This window comes from Rhodococcus sp. 1R11 (genome assembly GCF_004563845.1).
Taxonomy (GTDB): domain Bacteria; phylum Actinomycetota; class Actinomycetes; order Mycobacteriales; family Mycobacteriaceae; genus Rhodococcoides.
The window spans coordinates 56,339-73,090 of the sequence record NZ_SPNG01000020.1 but is presented as its reverse complement, the minus strand read 5'-3'; the positions used below and the strand labels follow the sequence as shown (position 1 = coordinate 73,090).

The following is a 16,752-nucleotide window of genomic DNA, read 5'->3' as shown; positions in this document are numbered from 1 at the left end:
GAAGCCATCGTTGCGGGCGAGCCGTTCACGATGGGAACCTCCCTGGACCCGTGGGCGCTGGACAACGAGCGGCCCGCACACCCTGTGCACGTGCCGACCTTCGCCATCGACCGCGCCCCGATCACCAACGCGCAGTACATGAACTTCATCGCCGACGGCGGCTACCAGCGCCCCGAGTTGTGGACCGAGAAGGGGTGGGCGCACCGCGTCGACGCGCAGCTCACGGCCCCACAGTTCTGGGAGTCCGATTCCGACGGCACCTGGTGGCGTCGAAGCTTCGGGGTACGCAGGCCGGTGCGTCCGCAGCAGCCCGTCGTGCACGTGTGCTGGTTCGAGGCCGACGCCTACGCGCGCTGGGCAGGCAAGCGGCTACCGACGGAAGCGGAATGGGAGAAGGCCGCGCGGTACGACGCGGCGTCGAACACCACCCGAGCCTATCCCTGGGGCGACGCCGAACCCACTGCTGCACATGCCAATCTGAATCAGCGACATCTCGAACCGGCCGATGTCGGGGCGTATCCGCAGGGCGTGTCCTCGGCCGGGGTCCATCAGTTGATCGGTGACGTGTGGGAGTGGACGTCTTCGGATTTCGAGGCGTACCCGGGATTCGAGGCATTCCCGTACGCCGAGTACTCGGAGGTCTTCTTGCGCGGCGACTACAAGGTGCTACGCGGCGGCTCTTTCGGCACCGACGAGGTGGCCTGCCGCGGGACGTTCCGCAACTGGGATCACCCGATTCGTCGGCAGATCTTCAGTGGGTTCCGGTTGGCCCGCGACGTCGAGTCGCACTGAATGTGCCGCCATCTCGGGTACCTCGGAGCAACCACCTCGGTCGGGTCACTGCTGACCCGGGGCGATAACTCCCTACGCACACAATCGTTCGCGCCCACCGACATGCGGGGCGGCGGCACCATCAACGCCGACGGGTTCGGCGTTGCATGGTGGGACAGCGACGACTCGGTGCGCAGCTACCGCAATCCGATGCCCATCTGGACCGACCCGGCGGTCGACGATGCTCTGCCGCAATTGCAGTCGACGTCGGTGGTCGCGGCGGTCCGGTCGGCCACTGTGGGAATGCCGGTCGAACGCAGTGCCTGTGCCCCGTTCACCGACGAGCGCTGGGCATTCAGCCACAACGGCGTCGTGTTCGGTTGGCCGGAATCGATGGCGGAGCTGTGGTCGGAGATTCCGCCGACCGATGCGTTGATGCTGCCGGCCCCTACCGACGCCGCCGGACTGTGGATCGTGCTGCGAAACCTGTTGCGCACCCATGATCCCGAGTCGGCACTGCGCGTGCTGGTTCGAGAGGTCCTGGCCAGGTCGCCCAAGGCGCGCCTGAATTTTCTGCTCTCGGACGGCGAAGCCATGTATGCCACGGCGGTGCATCATTCGCTGTCGGTACTGCGCACCGAGGATTCGGTCACGATCGCCTCCGAACCCGTCGACGACGATCCCGAATGGATCTCGATCGACGACCGCCGCATCGTCGTCGCGACAGCGACCGGTGTCACCGTTTCGACCCTGGAAGAGTGAAGGAGAGTCATGAGCACAGTGGACGTACATCTGACCGACACGACGCTGCTGGACGAATTGCGCAAGGACGTGCGGGAGGGCCTGACGTCCGACCCGAAGTGGCTCTCGCCCAAGTACTTCTACGATGCCGTCGGCAGTGAGCTGTTCGAGCAGATCACAGTGCTGCAGGAGTACTACCCGACCCGCACCGAGCGTGCGCTGATCGACGAGCATGCACTCGACATTGCCCGCGCCACCGAATCGACGATGTTGATCGAGCTGGGCTCGGGTTCGTCGGAGAAGACCAAGCTGCTGTTGTCCGCCGGCATCGAACACGGTTCGCTGACAACGTATGTGCCTCAGGATGTGTCCAGTACCGCCTTGGAGGGTGCCATCGAGCAGATCTCGCAGGAGTTCCCGACGCTGGAACTGCACGGCATCGTCAGCGATTTCACCGATACCCTGCACAATCTTCCTTCCGGAACAGGCCGGACCATCGCCTTCCTCGGCGGCACTCTGGGCAACCTCATCCCGCAGGAGCGCGAGGAATTCCTGGCGGCCGTGGCGGACGCACTCGACCCCGGCGAGTTCTTGCTGCTCGGGGTGGGATTGGTGATCGATCCGAACGTGCTCGTTCCCGCATACGACGACGCGGCCGGTGTGACAGCGGAGTTCAATCGAAACGTGTTGTCGGTCTTGAACTCTCGACTCGGCGCGAACTTCGACCCCGAGGCCTTCGAGCACGTGGCACTGTGGAACGCCGAGCACGAGTGGATCGAGATGCGGTTGCGGGCCACAGCTGCGCAAGAGGTGTATCTGAAAGATCTGGACCTGCAGGTGCACTTCGAGTCCGGGGAAGATCTACGTACCGAGATCTCCGCGAAGTTCCGGCCGGACGGCATTGCGGGTGAATTGAAAGTGGCGGGCTTCGACGTCCACCACCTGTGGTCCGACGCCGATTCGCGCTTCGCTCTGATCCTGGCCGGAAGGGTCTGAACGACAGAGCGGGCACTGCTGCACACTATGTTCGCCGATCGACGGAATTCCGTCGATCGGCGAACGTAGTGCGCAACCATGCCCGTCGATGTCGCGTATTCACGGGAGTCGACGTCCCGTTGCTGCAATCGACTTCCGGCGACGACGCACCACCGTGATGATTTCGTCTACGACGCGATCGAGTTCGGCAAGCGCTGTGGCCGCCGAGTATCGCAGCACCAACCATCCGTCGAGCACCAACTCGTTCTGCCGTCGACGATCACTGTTGAACGTCGCGGGGTCCGTTTGGAACTATCGTCCATCGATTTCGACTATGACTCGTGCGGAAAAGTCGACCAGGTCGCCGTAGAACTTACCTACGCGCGCATTGATCTCCATTGTGAAGTGGCGAGCTTTCAATGCCCGCGCCACCACCCGTTCCGGCTCGGATAGAGTTCTCGGGCAGCAGGTTCGAAGCTGCTTGCGCACTGCAGCCATCCCGTCCATGCCCTTTGCCGTGTCACACAGTTCAGCGACCCGACGCCACGGCACGTGATTGTCGATGGCGTTGTCGAAGAACTTCTCGAGATCGGGCGTCGACAAGCAGGTCGCGACATCGACGAACGTTTGCTCCAGGGACACCACTCGCATGCCGCGTCGCGTGGTGGTGTCGCCGAGAACTCGGCGATGAACTCGGATCCAGGGCACCGACCTCGACTGGCCGGTCGGGCCGACAGTGACGTCGACCAGACGCGGTTCGTATTGGATCAGTCCCCATAACCAAGCCGCACTTTCGTGACTCAGTGCGGCCTCCGGTCTCCACAGAGTGGCCCCGAGGCACAGTCCGAAATAGTCCGGCTTCTCCGTCGCGTAGACCTTCGGCAGCAGTCGCACCAGCTCACCGGACTGCGACCGCCTCGAAATCGTGCTGGTGCTGATTCCTTGTGCGAGCAAGTGCTGCACTGTGTAAACCCCCATTGCTACACCGTTGCGGCTGACGGGCCCGCGCAACAGTGGCAATCTCGCAATTGTGGATAACTCGACGACCTTATCCACAGGACTGCCCGGCGGAGCGGGCACCACTGCACACTATGTTCGCCGATCGACGGAATTCCGTCGATCGGCGAACGTAGTGCGCAACCATGCCCCTGGTAGCCAACCCGGAGTCTCGAGATCAGTTGTCCGCCAACGCGAGTACCGGAGAGATCTTGTTCGCGCGGCGCGCCGGAGCCAACGATGCTCCGAGCGCCAGCAGCCCGCCGCACAGTACCGTGCCTGCGATGACGGCCCAGGGGAGTGTCGGAGCAGACAGCCCGCCGTGGCTCAGCGAACCCAGCAGCGATTGTGCTGCGGCCCAGCCGTATCCGATGCCGAGGATCAGCCCGAAGCCCATCGATGCGACCACCATCTGGGTGCTCTCCGAGACGATCATGGAACGAATCTGCTTGCGGGTGAATCCGAGTGCGCGCAACAGACCGATTTCCCGAGTGCGTTGCAGAATGCTCAGCAACAGGTTGTTCACCATGCCGACCGCGGCGATGACGGCGGAGAAACCGATGAGGCCGGTCATGATTCCGACGGTCACCGTCAACACTTGACCGATGGTCTCCTCGTCGTACTCGTCGACGAGCATCGATCGATAGCTGTACATCGCGACCGCGAAGGTGACCACCAAGGTCACCCCGATGAGCAGGCCCACTGCAGTGCGGGTACTGCGATCCGGATAGCGAATTGCGTTGGCGGAGGCCAATCGTGCGGCCGGCCCGCGGCCCGCCATCCTTCCGACGAGTCGGAGCACGCCGGGCAGGATGCGGTAGGCACCCACCATGATGCCGGTGAACGATGCCACGCCGCCGAAGAACGCCACCAGTACGCCGCTGGGGTTGACCATCCCGATCAGCACACCGAGGCCGAGCAGTACGACGCCGCCGGCAATGAGCACGATCGACAGCACCGTCCGTACCCGCCGCGACCGTGGAGTCTCGACCCCGGTGTCGACGGCACCGCCGGTTGCCTGAACGGGCGTCACGTCGAGGACTTTTCGTGATCCGACGTACGACGCCAGAGTTGTCGTCAGAACCACGGTGACGACGGGAAGGATCACCAGCGGCTGTACGGACGTGTACTGCACATCCGGCAACTGACGGGCCGAGACCGCGACGGCGCGGGCCAGGTGACTGACACCGACACCGAGCACCAGACCGACTGCGCCACCGAACAACCCGACGAGGAAGCCTTCCCGGGCGACCGATCGACGCAGATCACGAGCCCGGGCACCCAGCAGGCGGAGCAGCGCGATGGTGCGGGTGCGGCCGGCCACGATCGTCGCGAACGTGTTCGAGGTGACGACAGCCGCGACGTACAGGGCGAGGCCGATGAACACCAGTGCCACGCAGTACAACGCCACGATTCCGGTGCTGTCGCTGCCGTCGTCGAAGATGTCGACCAGAAAAGCAGTGGCCTGGATCAGCACGACGCCGAAGAACGACGCGAGTGCCGTCACCAGAATGCTCGCACCGTGTTCTCGAGATGCCCGAGCAGATGTGGACACGCTCATCGGAGAACACCTTCCATTCCCAGCATGTAGTTCGAGATCTGTTCCGGCGTCGAACGTCCCAGTTCGTCGACGATGTGGCCGTCGGCGAGGAAGACGATGCGATCGGCGTAACTGGCCGCGACAGGATCGTGGGTCACCATCACGATGGATTGACCGTACTGATGTACCGCCGCAGCGAGGAGGCCGAGAACCTCACGCCCCGCGCGCGAATCGAGATTGCCGGTGGGTTCGTCGGCGAAGATCAGCTGCGGCCGAGTGCCTAGAGCACGAGCGATCGCGACGCGTTGCTGCTGGCCACCCGAGAGCTGATGGGGCCGGTGTCCGACGCGACTCTGCAACCCCAGGGTGTCGATGAGTTGCTCGATCCAGGCCGACTCCTCGGCGGTGGGCGCACGGCCATCCAGCTCGAACGGCAGCAGTATGTTGCCCCTGACGTCGAGCGTCGGAACGAGATTGAACGACTGGAAGATGAAGCCGACCTGCTTGCGGCGCAACGTCGTCAGAGCGTCGTCGCCCGCCGAGGTGATGTCGGCTCCGGCCAGCATGAGCTGCCCGGAACTGGCGGTGTCCAACCCTGCCATGACATGCATGAGCGTGGACTTGCCGGAACCCGATGGCCCCATGATGGCGGTGAACCGGCCGCCGTGAATGTCGAGAGAGACGTTGTCGAGCGCGCTCACCGGGTTGGACGAGTCGCCGAAATACTTGCTGACTTGGATTGCCCGTGCAACAGGGCCTGCTGTGATGGTCATGGCAACAACGCTATGAATTCGCCGAACCGAAGTAATCAGGCGCGAGTCTTCGCGTCGTACATCTGCAGGATGACTTCGGTGTCAGTCTCCAGTCAGTCCGTGCTCGAAGGCGTAGACCACCAACTGCACCCGATCACGCAGGTGCAGCTTGGCGAAGATACGGCTGATGTGCGTCTTCACGGTGGCTTCGCTGAGATACTCGAGCTCGGCGATCTCGGAGTTGCTCAGCCCGCGTGCGGTGAGCCTGAACAGCTCCTTCTCCCGCGCCGTGAGAGTGGCGAACTCGGCCGGTGCCTTCGGTACCACAGGAGTCGGGGTGAAATGCGCGAGCAGGCCGGTCGTCGCCGACGCGGCAATGACCGAGTTGCCCGCATGTACCGTGCGGATCGCCGCGAGCAGAAACTCCGGGTCGGCGTCCTTGAGCACGAATCCGCTTGCACCGGAACGGATTGCACGTGCAGCGCTCTCGTCGAGATCGAACGTCGTCAAGACCAGGATCCGCGGCGGATTGTCGGATGCAGCCAGGATCTGCTCGGTGGCGGCGATACCGTCGAGCACCGGCATCCGCACGTCCATGAGCATCACGTCCGGCGTTGCGGACGCGGCGAGCGCAACGGCCTCGACGCCGTTCCCGGCTTCCCCGACGAACTCGAGGTCGGACTGGGATGAGATGAGCATACGAATGCCCGCCCGGAACAGTTGCTGGTCGTCCACCAGGGCCACTCTGATGCGTTCGCTCATGACACTGTTCCCTTGCTGGCTTCGGACGTGGCAGGCAGCCACGCGGTGACGGTCCACGACGAATCGTCACCGGATGCGATGCACGTACCGCCCGAGAGGCCGGCACGCTCCTTCATCCCGGCGACACCGTGGCCGGAGGATTCGGCGACCGAACAGCCGGGACGGACACTGTTGCGCACCGTCAGTTCGACACCGGCAGAATCGGATTCGATGGTGACGGACACGGGCTCGTCCGGGTCGCCGTGTCGCAGTGCATTGGTCAACGATTCCTGTGCGATGCGGTACAGCGCCAGATGCGCTCCGGCCCCCAACGACGAGCCGGTGGTGTCGATGGTGGCGTCGATCTGCAGACCGGTGGCCCGCATCGAGGCCAGCAGTCGATCCAGATCCTCCGACGTCGGGTTCGGCAGGTCGCCTTGACTGTGTCGCAGCTGGCCGAGCAGTACCCGTACATCGGACAGCGCGGCGCGGGCGGTATCGGAGATGGTGGTCAGTGCGGTGTCCACCGCGGCGGGATCGACAGCGCGTACGTATCGAGCGCCGTCGGCCTGTGCTATCACCACGGCCAGCGAATGCGCCACGATATCGTGCATGTCGCGGGCAATTCGGTTGCGCTCCTGCTCGATTGCCACCTCGTGCTCGGCGCGGGCCTGATGAACCTCGGCGAGCTCCCGCGCGTGCGCGGACTCTATGGCGGTACGGCGAGCGTAGGCGAGGCGGCCCAGTGCCCAGGACAACCCCAACATGGCCCAGAGGCCGGCGAGGAGCAGAGCGAACTGCGCGATTCGGGGTTCCTGGAATCCCTCTTCCGTCGGCGGACCGAACGGATTGCCGTCCACATACGCCAGATACAGCGCTGCGACGACTCCACCGCCGACGGCCGAGACGAGCCCGAGGCGTCGAACCACGTTGTCGCCGTAAGCGGCCGAACAGTACAGAATTGCGAAGATCGCGGTGTCCGCAGACAGCGGCAGCACTCCGGTGGCCATCTGCACGACGGCCAGCATCCAGGCGAGCGCCAAGGACCATCGTGGTGATCGGCGTCGGATGGCCAACGTAATGCCGAACCCGACCAGAACACCCACACCTGCGGTACCGGCGACTCCGTTCAGAGTGGACGCCAGCAGCAGCAGAACGAAGACGACCGCATACGCGGCGTCGAGCACTTGCCGTGAGATCGAACGCTTGCGCAGCACTCGATCAGACTACGTGCATCAGTTGGTGCGGCGACGCGCCTTCTCGAGGGCGGCCAGCGTCGTCAGAACGGTTGTCCGCTGCTTCTCGAGATCCTTCATACGGGCGCGTGCCGGTAGGCCCTGCGTGCCGTCGAGTGCGCTGATCTGTTCGTCCACCGAGGTGAGCTGAGTGAGCAGCTTCTCCACCCGCGACTGCAGTTCGATCGCGTCGATCCCGGTGACACCGGCCTGCGACTTCTTGGTGGGTGCCTTCGCCGAAGCCGACCCTGACGCCGTCGAAGACGCCGCTGCGTTCACTGCAGCAGCGGCTCTGGGCCGCAACGCTTTGCGGACGGCGGCCGGGTCGGGGAGCTTCTCGAGACGAATGCGGTTGAGCACCTCACGCGCATCGCGGGCAGTGACGCGGTACTCGCGCTCCTCCTCGTCGTCGGAGGCCAGCGTGCCGCCCAGAGGCCGCAGACCGTACATACCGATGAAGTGCTTCGCCTCGTCGATGACGGCTTCCTTCTCCCGGCACAGGCCGCATCGCGGCTCGTTACGGAAGGTTTCGACGCTGTCGGTGCTGCCGCACCAGACGCACCCGCCCGGCGTCCATCGAGCGATTCTGACGGTAGTAGTTCCGGCCGGGGCGTTGAGAGAATGTGCGTCGATCACGACGAGTCATCTTAGGTGACAACAAAACCCGCCCCGCACGCCCCCGTCTCGCGAGCTGCATATTCCGGCCACGGGCGTGACGTAGTTCATGCAGTGCAGGTGGGGGGCAGGCGGAGCGGGTTTCGGATCGAGCGAAACAGACCTGGGGGTCGGGAGTGCAGCCTGCGGAATGACCCAGAGGTCGGGAGTGGAGCCTGCGGAATGACCCAGGGATACTACGCGCTGCCGTTGAAAAGGCTGGTGACCGAGCCGTTTTCGAAGACCTCGCGGATGGTGCGGGCCAGCAGCGGTGCGATCGAGAGTTCGGTCAGCGTGTCGAAGCGCTTCTCGTCGCTGATCGGCAGGGTGTTGGTGACGACGACTTCCTTGGCGCCGCAGTTCGCGAGGCGCTCGGCGGCCGGGTTGGACAGCACGCCGTGGGTTGCGGCGATGACGACGTCACCGGCCCCGGCTTCCTTGAGCACCTTGACTGCGCCCGCGATGGTGCCGCCGGTATCGATCATGTCGTCGATGAGGATGCAGGTGCGGCCTTCGACGTCACCGACGACGCGGTTGGACTTGACCTGGTTGGGCACCAGGGGATCACGCGTCTTGTGGATGAAGGCGAGCGGTGCGCCGCCGAACGAGTCGGCCCACTTCTCGGCCACGCGCACGCGGCCGGAGTCGGGGGAGACGACGGTGATGTGCTCGAGGCTGTATTTGCCGCGGATGTGATCGGCGAGCTGGCTGTGGGCATGCATGTGGTCGACGGGGCCGTCGAAGAAGCCCTGGATCTGGTCCGTGTGCAGATCGACGGTGATGATGCGGTCGGCACCGGCGGTCTTGAGCAGATCGGCGACGAGGCGAGCGGAGATCGGCTCGCGGCCGCGGTGCTTCTTGTCCTGGCGTGCGTACGGGTAGAACGGCAGGATCGCGGTGATGCGCTTGGCGGATCCACGCTTGAGTGCGTCGATCATGATGAGCTGTTCCATCAGCCAGGTGTTCAGTGGGAACGGGTGCGACTGCAGAACGAATGCGTCCGACCCGCGGACCGAATCCTCGAAGCGCACGAAGATCTCGCCGTTGGCGAAGTCCCGTGCCGTTTGCGGGGTGATCTCGACTCCGAGTTCCTTGGCGACCTGCTCGGCCAACTCCGGATGTGCTCGGCCAGAGAACAACATGAGGTTCTTCTGGTTGTCGATCCAATTAGGGGTGGTCACTGCTTTTCGCCGTCCTCTAGTTCGTACGCGTTTGCCGACTCGGCTGCCCGTGCACGTGCCGCAGCGTCCGCTGATGCCGTGCCGGGACGCTTTTTCTCGACCCAGCCGTCGATGTTGCGCTGGGAGCCAGCGGAGACGGCTAGCGCCCCCGGTGGTACATCGTTGCGGAGCACTGTTCCGGCTCCGGTGTAGGCACCGTCGCCCACATGGACAGGGGCCACGAACATGTTGTCCGAGCCTGTCTTGACGTGCGAACCGACTACCGTGCGGCTCTTGTTCACGCCGTCGTAGTTCACGAAGACACTGGAGGCACCGATGTTGGAGTGATCACCGATCGTCGCGTCGCCGACATAGGTCAAATGCGGGACCTTGGAGTGATCGCCGATAGTCGAATTCTTCGTTTCCACGAACGTGCCGATCTTCGAGCCGGTACCGATGCGGGATCCAGGACGGAGATAGGCGAACGGCCCGACCGTCGCATCGGGGCCGATGACGCTCTGCTCTGCGTGAGTACGGACGACCGACGCGCGTTCGCCGATCTCGACGTCTCGCAGTGTCGAGTCGGGTCCGACGACCGCGTCGTCGGCGATGTGCGTCTTGCCGTGGAGTTGGACGCCGGGTTCGATGCGCACGTCCGCGCCGAGCGTGACGCCGATGTCGATCCAGGTGGTCGCGGGATCGACGACGGTCACGCCAGCGCGCATGTGTCGTTCGATGATGTGGCGGTTGAGCACGGACGTGACGTGCGCCAGCTGCACCCGGTCGTTGACCCCCACCACCAGATCCGGATCGGCGAGCTGAGTTCCGTAGACGGCTTTGCCGTCGGCCTTGCTGATCTTGACCACGTCGGTCAGGTACAGCTCGTGCTGCGCGTTCGCGGTACTGAGCTTGCCCAATGCAATGCGCAGAGCAACCGCATCGAATGCGTAGACGCCGGAGTTGACCTCACCGATGAGGACCTGAGCGGGGGTGGCGTCGGCGTGTTCGACGATCTCGGCCACCTCGCCGTCGTCCGTCCGCACGATGCGGCCGTAGCCGTTGGCGTCCTCGGGGAGGAACGTCAATACCGTTGCCGCTGCCGGGCGGGGCGCGCTGAGATGCTCGTCGAGCAGCGCCTTGAGGGTGTGACCGTCGAGTAGCGGGACGTCGGCGGCAGTGACGAGGACGGTGCCTTCGAAGTCGTCCGGAAGCGCCGCGAGACCGCACTGGACGGCGTGCCCGGTACCGAGCTGTCGGTCCTGCACTGCGGTGTGGATGGTGCGGCCGAACGTGGCGGCCAGATCGTGAACTGCGGCGCTCACCCGTTCGCGATCGTGTCCGACGACGGTGACCAAGTGGTCCGGGCCCAGATCGGCGGCGGCGTGCAGCGCATGGGCAAGCATGGTGCGCCCGGCCAGGGGATGCAGAACTTTCGGAGTCTTGGACCGCATTCGGGTACCTGCACCCGCAGCGAGAACGACCACGGCGGTCTGCACAGGCATTGAGCTCCTCGGGGCGATGACGCGAAACGGGCATGCACGAATGGTCTTGCTCGCTCCGCCGCCAGGACTCGAACCTGAACTATCTGAACCAAAATCAGAGGTGCTGCCATTACACCACGGCGGATAATCGTCCAGCGGTGGCGACAGTGGCCGACGAATCGAACGACGCCTTCGTTAGCCGCTGCGCTCCCACTGAGCGCACCGATCCTCGCATGAGAGGTGGCGGTGAGTCGAACCGCGACGCATAACAGACCACTCGCGTCGTTCCGGCGCGGCCCCTTCGATGAAAAAATCGGATGGATCGGGCATCGTTAGTCTGTAGAAGGCGTCGATTCGACGTCTGCATTGCACAGGGTCGGTGACGGAAGCGGTTTTCGATGACAGGCGCAGCCTCCGAGCAGGAACGCACACCTCGTGTCCGCATGACCGGGACGCAGAGGCGCGAGCAATTGATCGAGGTGGGGCGGACGCTCTTCGCCGAGAGAGGGTACGAGGCGGCGTCGGTGGAGGAGATCGCCGGCCGCGCGAACGTGTCGAAGCCGGTGGTCTACGAACACTTCGGTGGCAAGGAAGGCCTCTATGCCGTCATCGTAGATCGGGAGATGTCGACGCTGCTGGGCATGATCACCAGTTCTCTCGAACTCAACCGTTCGCGTATTCGCGTCGAACGAGTCGCGCTCGCCCTGCTGACGTACATCGAGGAACGCACCGACGGATTCCGCATTCTGGTCCGAGATTCGCCGGCATCGGCCGAGGACGGCAAATACTCGTCATTGCTCAACGAGGCTGTGGGACGGGTCGGGCACATGCTCGCGGGGGATTTCTCGCGACGCGGTCTGGATCCGGATTTCGCGCCGATGTATGCGCAGGCGTTGGTCGGAATGGTGTCGATGACGGCGCAATGGTGGCTCGACGTGCGTACGCCCTCCAAGGAAGTGGTTGCGGCGCATGTGGTGAACCTGTGCTGGAACGGGCTGACGAATCTGGAGGCGGACCCTCGACTGGCAGAGGAATGACAACCCGGTTTCGGCTCTCACCTGGATAAAAGGGGGTATCGTCCCCTTTGTCGGGTGGGAGGGCCGCAACACATCAGGGGCGATTGTCATCCGGACCGATGCATGTTGACGTCAAACGTAAAGCTGCTCAGTGGTACCGTTCGGGCGTAATTTGCGCAGTGGAAGTTCGATCGCAGAGGCGGATCCTATGGTCAGGCAGGCTCGCGCTGAGATCACTCGCGACACCGTACTTGCAGGCGCAGCGAATGTATTTCTGCGCCTCGGGTACGCGAACGCGAGCCTCAGTGAAATCATCTCCCAGTCCCAGGTCACCAAGGGCGCGTTGTACTTCCATTTCGGCTCGAAGGAAGAGCTCGCTCGAGCCGTCATCGACGAGGGCAACGCTCGACTGACCAGTGCGTGCATGCAGTTCAACGACGGACGCATTCCGGCTCTCGAAGCTGCGATCGGCATCTCCTACATCGTCGTCGACCTCTCCGTCACCGACCCGATGGTGTCGGCGATGATGCGTCTGAGCCATCAGATCGGTGATTACCGCGGCACAGAGGGCAACGTCATGGCCGGCTGGAGCGTCGCGTTCGACAAGCTCGCCGCCAAGGCCATCGCGCAAGGCGATATCGACCCCAGCTCGGATCCGAGCACCATCGGGTCGCTGGTGCTCGAAATTCTCACCGGGGTTCACATGGTCGCCGTCGCCACCTCCACCACCGAGGAACTGCCCTCGCGAATGGAGCGACTCTGGTACTACCTGCTCCCTGCACTGGTGCCGAACAACAAGTTGGACTACTTCCGCGAATTCGCCGCACGTCGCGTCATTCGCTTCGGGCCGTAGTTCCAGGCCTCGTTTTGCAGGCCTGATGCTCGGGCTACGTCCGGTTCGACGGCATCTCCCGCGTGTCACGGTGTCGGTACGCTCCCATAGACTCGGCGGGACTGTGTGTGCGCAGCCATCGCCTCGACTCGCTCAGGAGCATTGCTGTTGTCTTCCGATTCCCTGCCTGCCATGACCACGTCCGGGCCGGCCCCTATCGTTCCCGACGCGGCGCTTCATCTTTCGGGTCTTGCCAGTGTCGCGTTGACGGACGCGTCGATGGTCGCGGTCGCCGACGCGATCGGAACGGCCGAGCACACGCTCATCGGGCCGCACTCGGTGCGCCCGTTCGTGGCCGCCGCAATCGCACAGCACACCCAACTGCTGATCGTCACGGCGACGGGACGCGAAGCCGACGACCTCACCAGTGAACTCACCCAGATTCTCGGTAGCGGCGTCGCCATGTTCCCCTCCTGGGAGACGCTGCCGCACGAACGGCTCTCGCCCAGCGCCGACACCGTCGGCAAGCGCCTGGACGTTCTCCGCCGTCTCGCTCGCCCCGGAGACACCGACTACGGCGATCCGCTGCGTGTCATCGTCACCACCGTCCGCTCGCTGGTGCAGCCGATGGCCCCGGGTCTCGGCGAGATCGAACCCGTCACGCTCAAAGTCGGTCTCGATCTGGACTTCGACGGATTGATCCATCGCCTCGTCGAGTTCGGCTACCTGCGCGTCGACATGGTGGGCAAGCGCGGCGAATTCGCCGTCCGCGGCGGCATTCTCGATCTGTTCTCGCCGACGGCCGATCATCCGGTCCGCGTGGAGTTCTGGGGCGACGAGATCACCGAGCTTCGCGCATTCGCCGTCTCCGATCAGCGATCGCTCCCCGATCACGAGGTCGATCTCGTCATCGCGCCGCCGTGCCGAGAGTTGCTCCTCACGCAAGAGGTTCGCGATCGCGCGGCCGTGCTCGCCGCCGACAACGCCGGCGACACCGCGTTGGTCGAAATGCTGGACAAGCTGTCGGCCGGAGTCCCCGTGGAGGGCATGGAGGCGCTGCTGCCGCTGCTGCAACCCGTCGAATTGCAACTGCTTGCCGACACACTGCCCGCCGGGACCCACGTCCTGCTCTGCGACCCCGAGCGAATCCGAACCCGCGCAACCGATTTGGTTCGCACCGGACAGGAATTTCTCGAGGCGTCCTGGACTGCGGCGTCCATCGGTGGTGCCGCGCCACTGGATACGTCCACCCTCGATACGTCCAGCCTCGAGGGGGCCTCTCTCGATCTCGGTGCCTCCGCGTACCGCTCGCTGCGGCAGGTACGTGAATCGGCCCAGGTGCACGGCCGCCCGTGGTGGACCATCAGCCCCTTGGCGTCGGGTAACGGCGAAGAAGTGGAGCTCGCCGTCGATCCCGTGCCCGAGGTACGAGGTTCCGAGGAAGCGTTGACGGCGCTCTACGCCACCCTGCGAGCCCACATCGCCACCGGAGGACGGGCCGTCATCTCCGTGGCCGGAGCCGGCACCGCCAAGCGCATCATCGAACGCCTCGCCGAGGCCGAAGTGCCTGCTGCACATCTCGATTCCGGTGCCGTCCCGGTTCCGGACGTCGTCAACGTCCTGTGTGGATCGTTGCACGACGGTCTGGTGTTTCCCGACGCGAAGCTCGTGGTCGTCACCGAGAGCGATCTCACCGGCAACCGCGTCGCGGCGGCGGGGGAGGGGCGCAAGCTACCGGCGAAGCGTCGCAATCAGGTCGATCCCTTGGCTCTCGTCGCCGGCGACAGCGTCGTGCACGATCAGCACGGCATCGGCCGATTCGTCGAGATGGTCGAGCGCACCATCGGCGGTGCCAGGCGCGAGTATCTCGTCGTTGAATACGCGCCGAGCAAGCGCGGTCACCCCGGCGACCGACTGTTCGTGCCGATGGATTCGCTCGATCAACTCTCGCGCTACGTCGGCGGCGAGCTGCCGACGCTGAGCAAGCTCGGCGGATCAGACTGGGCGAACACCAAACGCAAGGCGCGCAAGGCGGTTCGCGAAATCGCCGGAGAACTCGTGCAGCTCTACGCGGCTCGCCAGGCGGCTCCGGGACACGCCTTCGGGGCCGACACTCCATGGCAGCGCGAGATGGAAGATGCGTTCGGGTTCACCGAGACGGTCGATCAGATGACTGCCATCACCGAGGTCAAGGCCGACATGGAGAAGGCCGTCCCGATGGACCGCGTCATCCTGGGCGACGTGGGTTACGGCAAGACCGAGATCGCCGTGCGCGCCGCGTTCAAGGCAGTTCAGGACGGCAAGCAGGTGGCCGTCCTGGTTCCGACGACTCTTCTTGCGCAGCAACATCTGCAGACGTTCACCGCGCGGATGGCGTCGTTCCCGGTGACGGTCAAAGGACTCTCGCGCTTCACCCACGGTGCCGACTCCAAGGAAGTGATGGCAGGTTTGGCCGACGGCACCGTCGACATCGTCGTCGGCACGCACAGGTTGCTGCAGACCGGTGTGGCCTGGAAGGACCTCGGCCTGGTCATCGTCGACGAGGAGCAGCGTTTCGGCGTCGAGCACAAGGAGCACATCAAGTCGCTCCGTACTCACGTCGACGTCCTGACGATGTCGGCCACCCCGATTCCGCGAACGCTGGAGATGAGCCTGGCGGGCATTCGCGAGATGTCGACCATTCTCACCCCGCCCGAGGAGCGACATCCGGTGCTGACCTACGTCGGCGCGTACAACGACAAGCAGGTTGCGGCCGCCATCAGGCGTGAGCTGCTGCGTGACGGCCAGGTGTTCTTCGTCCACAACCGAGTCAGCTCGATCGACAAGGCCGCCAAGAAGATTCGCGATCTCGTTCCCGAGGCGCGGGTGGCGACCGCACACGGTCAGATGAACGAGGAAACTCTCGAACGCACCGTGCAGGGTTTCTGGCAACGCGAGACCGATGTGCTGGTGTGTACCACCATCATCGAGACCGGTCTCGACATCTCCAACGCCAACACGCTGATCGTCGAACGCTCCGATTCGCTCGGCCTCTCCCAGCTGCATCAGCTGCGCGGTCGAGTGGGCCGTAGCCGCGAACGCGGATACGCGTACTTCCTGTACCCGCCGGAGAAGCCGCTCACCGAAACCGCCTACGACCGACTGGCGACCATCTCGCAGAACTCCGACCTCGGAGCCGGTATGGCCGTGGCGATGAAGGACCTCGAAATTCGTGGTGCCGGAAACGTTCTGGGAGCCGAGCAGTCCGGCCACGTCGCCGGCGTCGGATTCGATCTGTACGTGCGGCTCGTCGGCGAGGCGGTCGAGGCCTACCGCGCGGCCGCCGACGGCAAGCCGATCACAACGGACGAGGCACCCAAGGAAGTGCGTATCGACCTCCCCGTCGACGCGAACATCCCACCGGATTACGTCACCAGCGACCGGCTTCGGCTCGAGGGCTATCGGAAGCTCGCTGCTGCGGCCGATTCCGAGGGCATCGACGCCGTCATCGACGAACTCGTCGACCGCTACGGCCCGCTACCCGAGGAGGTCGGACGCCTGGTCTCCATCGCGAAGCTTCGCCTGATCGCCAAGGAATACGGCCTGACCGACGTCAATGTGGCCGGGACACAGGTGAAATTGGCTCCGATGGACTTGCCCGATTCCAAGCAGATCAGGCTCAAGCGTCTTTACCCCAGCGCGACGTACCGTGCGACCACCGGAGTGGTGCAGCTGCCGTTGCCTCGTGTCGAAGGCGGCGGTGTCGGAGCGGCGCGCGTCCGCGATGTCGAATTGGTGCAGTTCATCGCCGATCTCATCCTATCCTTGGACGGGAAGCCATCTCGGTCCGTCCTGTTGGAGCAAACTGTGGGGGTGTAG

General features: G+C 64.4%; 14 protein-coding genes and 1 tRNA gene. 6 read left to right on the top strand and 9 right to left on the bottom strand.

The window, feature by feature from the left end; translation table 11 throughout:
* From E4P29_RS24900 to egtD, 3 genes are all read left to right on the top strand, one after another.
* Positions 1-792 (top strand): SUMF1/EgtB/PvdO family nonheme iron enzyme (locus E4P29_RS24900; RefSeq protein WP_135047795.1); only part of this gene is annotated, 792 nt, incomplete at its 5' end.
* On the top strand, positions 793-1,533 hold the full coding sequence (gene egtC, locus E4P29_RS24895; RefSeq protein WP_135047793.1) for an ergothioneine biosynthesis protein EgtC: 741 nt from the start codon (positions 793-795) through the stop codon (positions 1,531-1,533).
* Positions 1,534-1,542: 9 nt separating this feature from the next.
* Positions 1,543-2,508, top strand: coding sequence for an L-histidine N(alpha)-methyltransferase (gene egtD, locus E4P29_RS24890; protein ID WP_135047791.1), 966 nt, complete (start codon positions 1,543-1,545; stop codon positions 2,506-2,508).
* A 291-nt stretch (positions 2,509-2,799) separates the two neighbouring features.
* On the opposite strand, the gene E4P29_RS24885 is transcribed toward egtD, so the two are convergent.
* From E4P29_RS24885 to E4P29_RS24845, 9 genes are all read right to left on the bottom strand, one after another.
* The gene (locus tag E4P29_RS24885; RefSeq protein WP_348539779.1) at positions 2,800-3,465 is read right to left on the bottom strand and encodes a hypothetical protein; all 666 of its coding nucleotides are present in this window, start codon (positions 3,463-3,465) and stop codon (positions 2,800-2,802) included.
* A 196-nt stretch (positions 3,466-3,661) separates the two neighbouring features.
* Positions 3,662-5,044, bottom strand: a complete 1,383-nt coding sequence (locus tag E4P29_RS24880) for an ABC transporter permease (protein ID WP_135047789.1) — start codon at positions 5,042-5,044, stop codon at positions 3,662-3,664.
* Positions 5,041-5,796, bottom strand: coding sequence for an ABC transporter ATP-binding protein (locus E4P29_RS24875; RefSeq protein WP_135047787.1), 756 nt, complete (start codon positions 5,794-5,796; stop codon positions 5,041-5,043). Before E4P29_RS24875 ends, E4P29_RS24880 begins: the two co-directional genes overlap by 4 nt.
* An 81-nt stretch (positions 5,797-5,877) precedes the next feature.
* On the bottom strand, positions 5,878-6,537 hold the full coding sequence (locus tag E4P29_RS24870) for a response regulator transcription factor (RefSeq protein WP_135047785.1): 660 nt from the start codon (positions 6,535-6,537) through the stop codon (positions 5,878-5,880).
* Positions 6,534-7,733 (bottom strand): histidine kinase, encoded by a 1,200-nt coding sequence (locus E4P29_RS24865; protein ID WP_135047783.1) that lies wholly within the window; start codon positions 7,731-7,733, stop codon positions 6,534-6,536. Before E4P29_RS24865 ends, E4P29_RS24870 begins: the two co-directional genes overlap by 4 nt.
* An 18-nt stretch (positions 7,734-7,751) precedes the next feature.
* Positions 7,752-8,387 carry a hypothetical protein gene (locus E4P29_RS24860; protein ID WP_209205509.1) on the bottom strand — a complete coding sequence of 212 codons (636 nt, stop codon included), beginning with the start codon at positions 8,385-8,387 and terminating at the stop codon, positions 7,752-7,754.
* A 215-nt stretch (positions 8,388-8,602) separates the two neighbouring features.
* Positions 8,603-9,586 carry a ribose-phosphate diphosphokinase gene (locus E4P29_RS24855; RefSeq protein WP_135047781.1) on the bottom strand — a complete coding sequence of 328 codons (984 nt, stop codon included), beginning with the start codon at positions 9,584-9,586 and terminating at the stop codon, positions 8,603-8,605.
* Positions 9,583-11,067: a bifunctional UDP-N-acetylglucosamine diphosphorylase/glucosamine-1-phosphate N-acetyltransferase GlmU gene (gene glmU, locus E4P29_RS24850; protein ID WP_135047780.1), complete on the bottom strand. Its 1,485-nt coding sequence runs from the start codon at positions 11,065-11,067 to the stop codon at positions 9,583-9,585. Before glmU ends, E4P29_RS24855 begins: the two co-directional genes overlap by 4 nt.
* Before the next feature lie 53 nt (positions 11,068-11,120).
* Positions 11,121-11,191 (bottom strand) — tRNA-Gln (locus E4P29_RS24845).
* 253 nt (positions 11,192-11,444) lie between these two features.
* Here E4P29_RS24845 and E4P29_RS24840 point away from each other — a divergent pair.
* The 3 genes from E4P29_RS24840 to mfd all read left to right on the top strand — a co-directional run bounded on the left by E4P29_RS24840 (position 11,445) and on the right by mfd (position 16,752).
* Positions 11,445-12,083: a TetR/AcrR family transcriptional regulator gene (locus E4P29_RS24840; RefSeq protein WP_135047778.1), complete on the top strand. Its 639-nt coding sequence runs from the start codon at positions 11,445-11,447 to the stop codon at positions 12,081-12,083.
* A 187-nt stretch (positions 12,084-12,270) separates the two neighbouring features.
* Entirely contained in the window at positions 12,271-12,915 is a 645-nt protein-coding gene (locus E4P29_RS24835; protein WP_135047776.1) for a ScbR family autoregulator-binding transcription factor, read from the top strand.
* Between the two features lie 171 nt (positions 12,916-13,086).
* Positions 13,087-16,752 carry a transcription-repair coupling factor gene (gene mfd / locus E4P29_RS24830; protein ID WP_135047812.1) on the top strand — a complete coding sequence of 1,222 codons (3,666 nt, stop codon included), beginning with the start codon at positions 13,087-13,089 and terminating at the stop codon, positions 16,750-16,752.

Coding starts and splice junctions, on each gene's coding strand:
- E4P29_RS24870 (WP_135047785.1), bottom strand. CDS start 6,537: ATGAGCGAACGCATCAGAGTGGCCCTGGTGGACGACCAGCAACTGTTC.
- E4P29_RS24875 (WP_135047787.1), bottom strand. CDS start 5,796: ATGACCATCACAGCAGGCCCTGTTGCACGGGCAATCCAAGTCAGCAAG.
- E4P29_RS24835 (WP_135047776.1), top strand. CDS start 12,271: ATGGTCAGGCAGGCTCGCGCTGAGATCACTCGCGACACCGTACTTGCA.
- glmU (WP_135047780.1), bottom strand. CDS start 11,067: ATGCCTGTGCAGACCGCCGTGGTCGTTCTCGCTGCGGGTGCAGGTACC.
- E4P29_RS24885 (WP_348539779.1), bottom strand. CDS start 3,465: ATGGGGGTTTACACAGTGCAGCACTTGCTCGCACAAGGAATCAGCACC.
- egtC (WP_135047793.1), top strand. CDS start 793: ATGTGCCGCCATCTCGGGTACCTCGGAGCAACCACCTCGGTCGGGTCA.
- egtD (WP_135047791.1), top strand. CDS start 1,543: ATGAGCACAGTGGACGTACATCTGACCGACACGACGCTGCTGGACGAA.
- mfd (WP_135047812.1), top strand. CDS start 13,087: ATGACCACGTCCGGGCCGGCCCCTATCGTTCCCGACGCGGCGCTTCAT.
- E4P29_RS24880 (WP_135047789.1), bottom strand. CDS start 5,044: ATGAGCGTGTCCACATCTGCTCGGGCATCTCGAGAACACGGTGCGAGC.
- E4P29_RS24840 (WP_135047778.1), top strand. CDS start 11,445: ATGACAGGCGCAGCCTCCGAGCAGGAACGCACACCTCGTGTCCGCATG.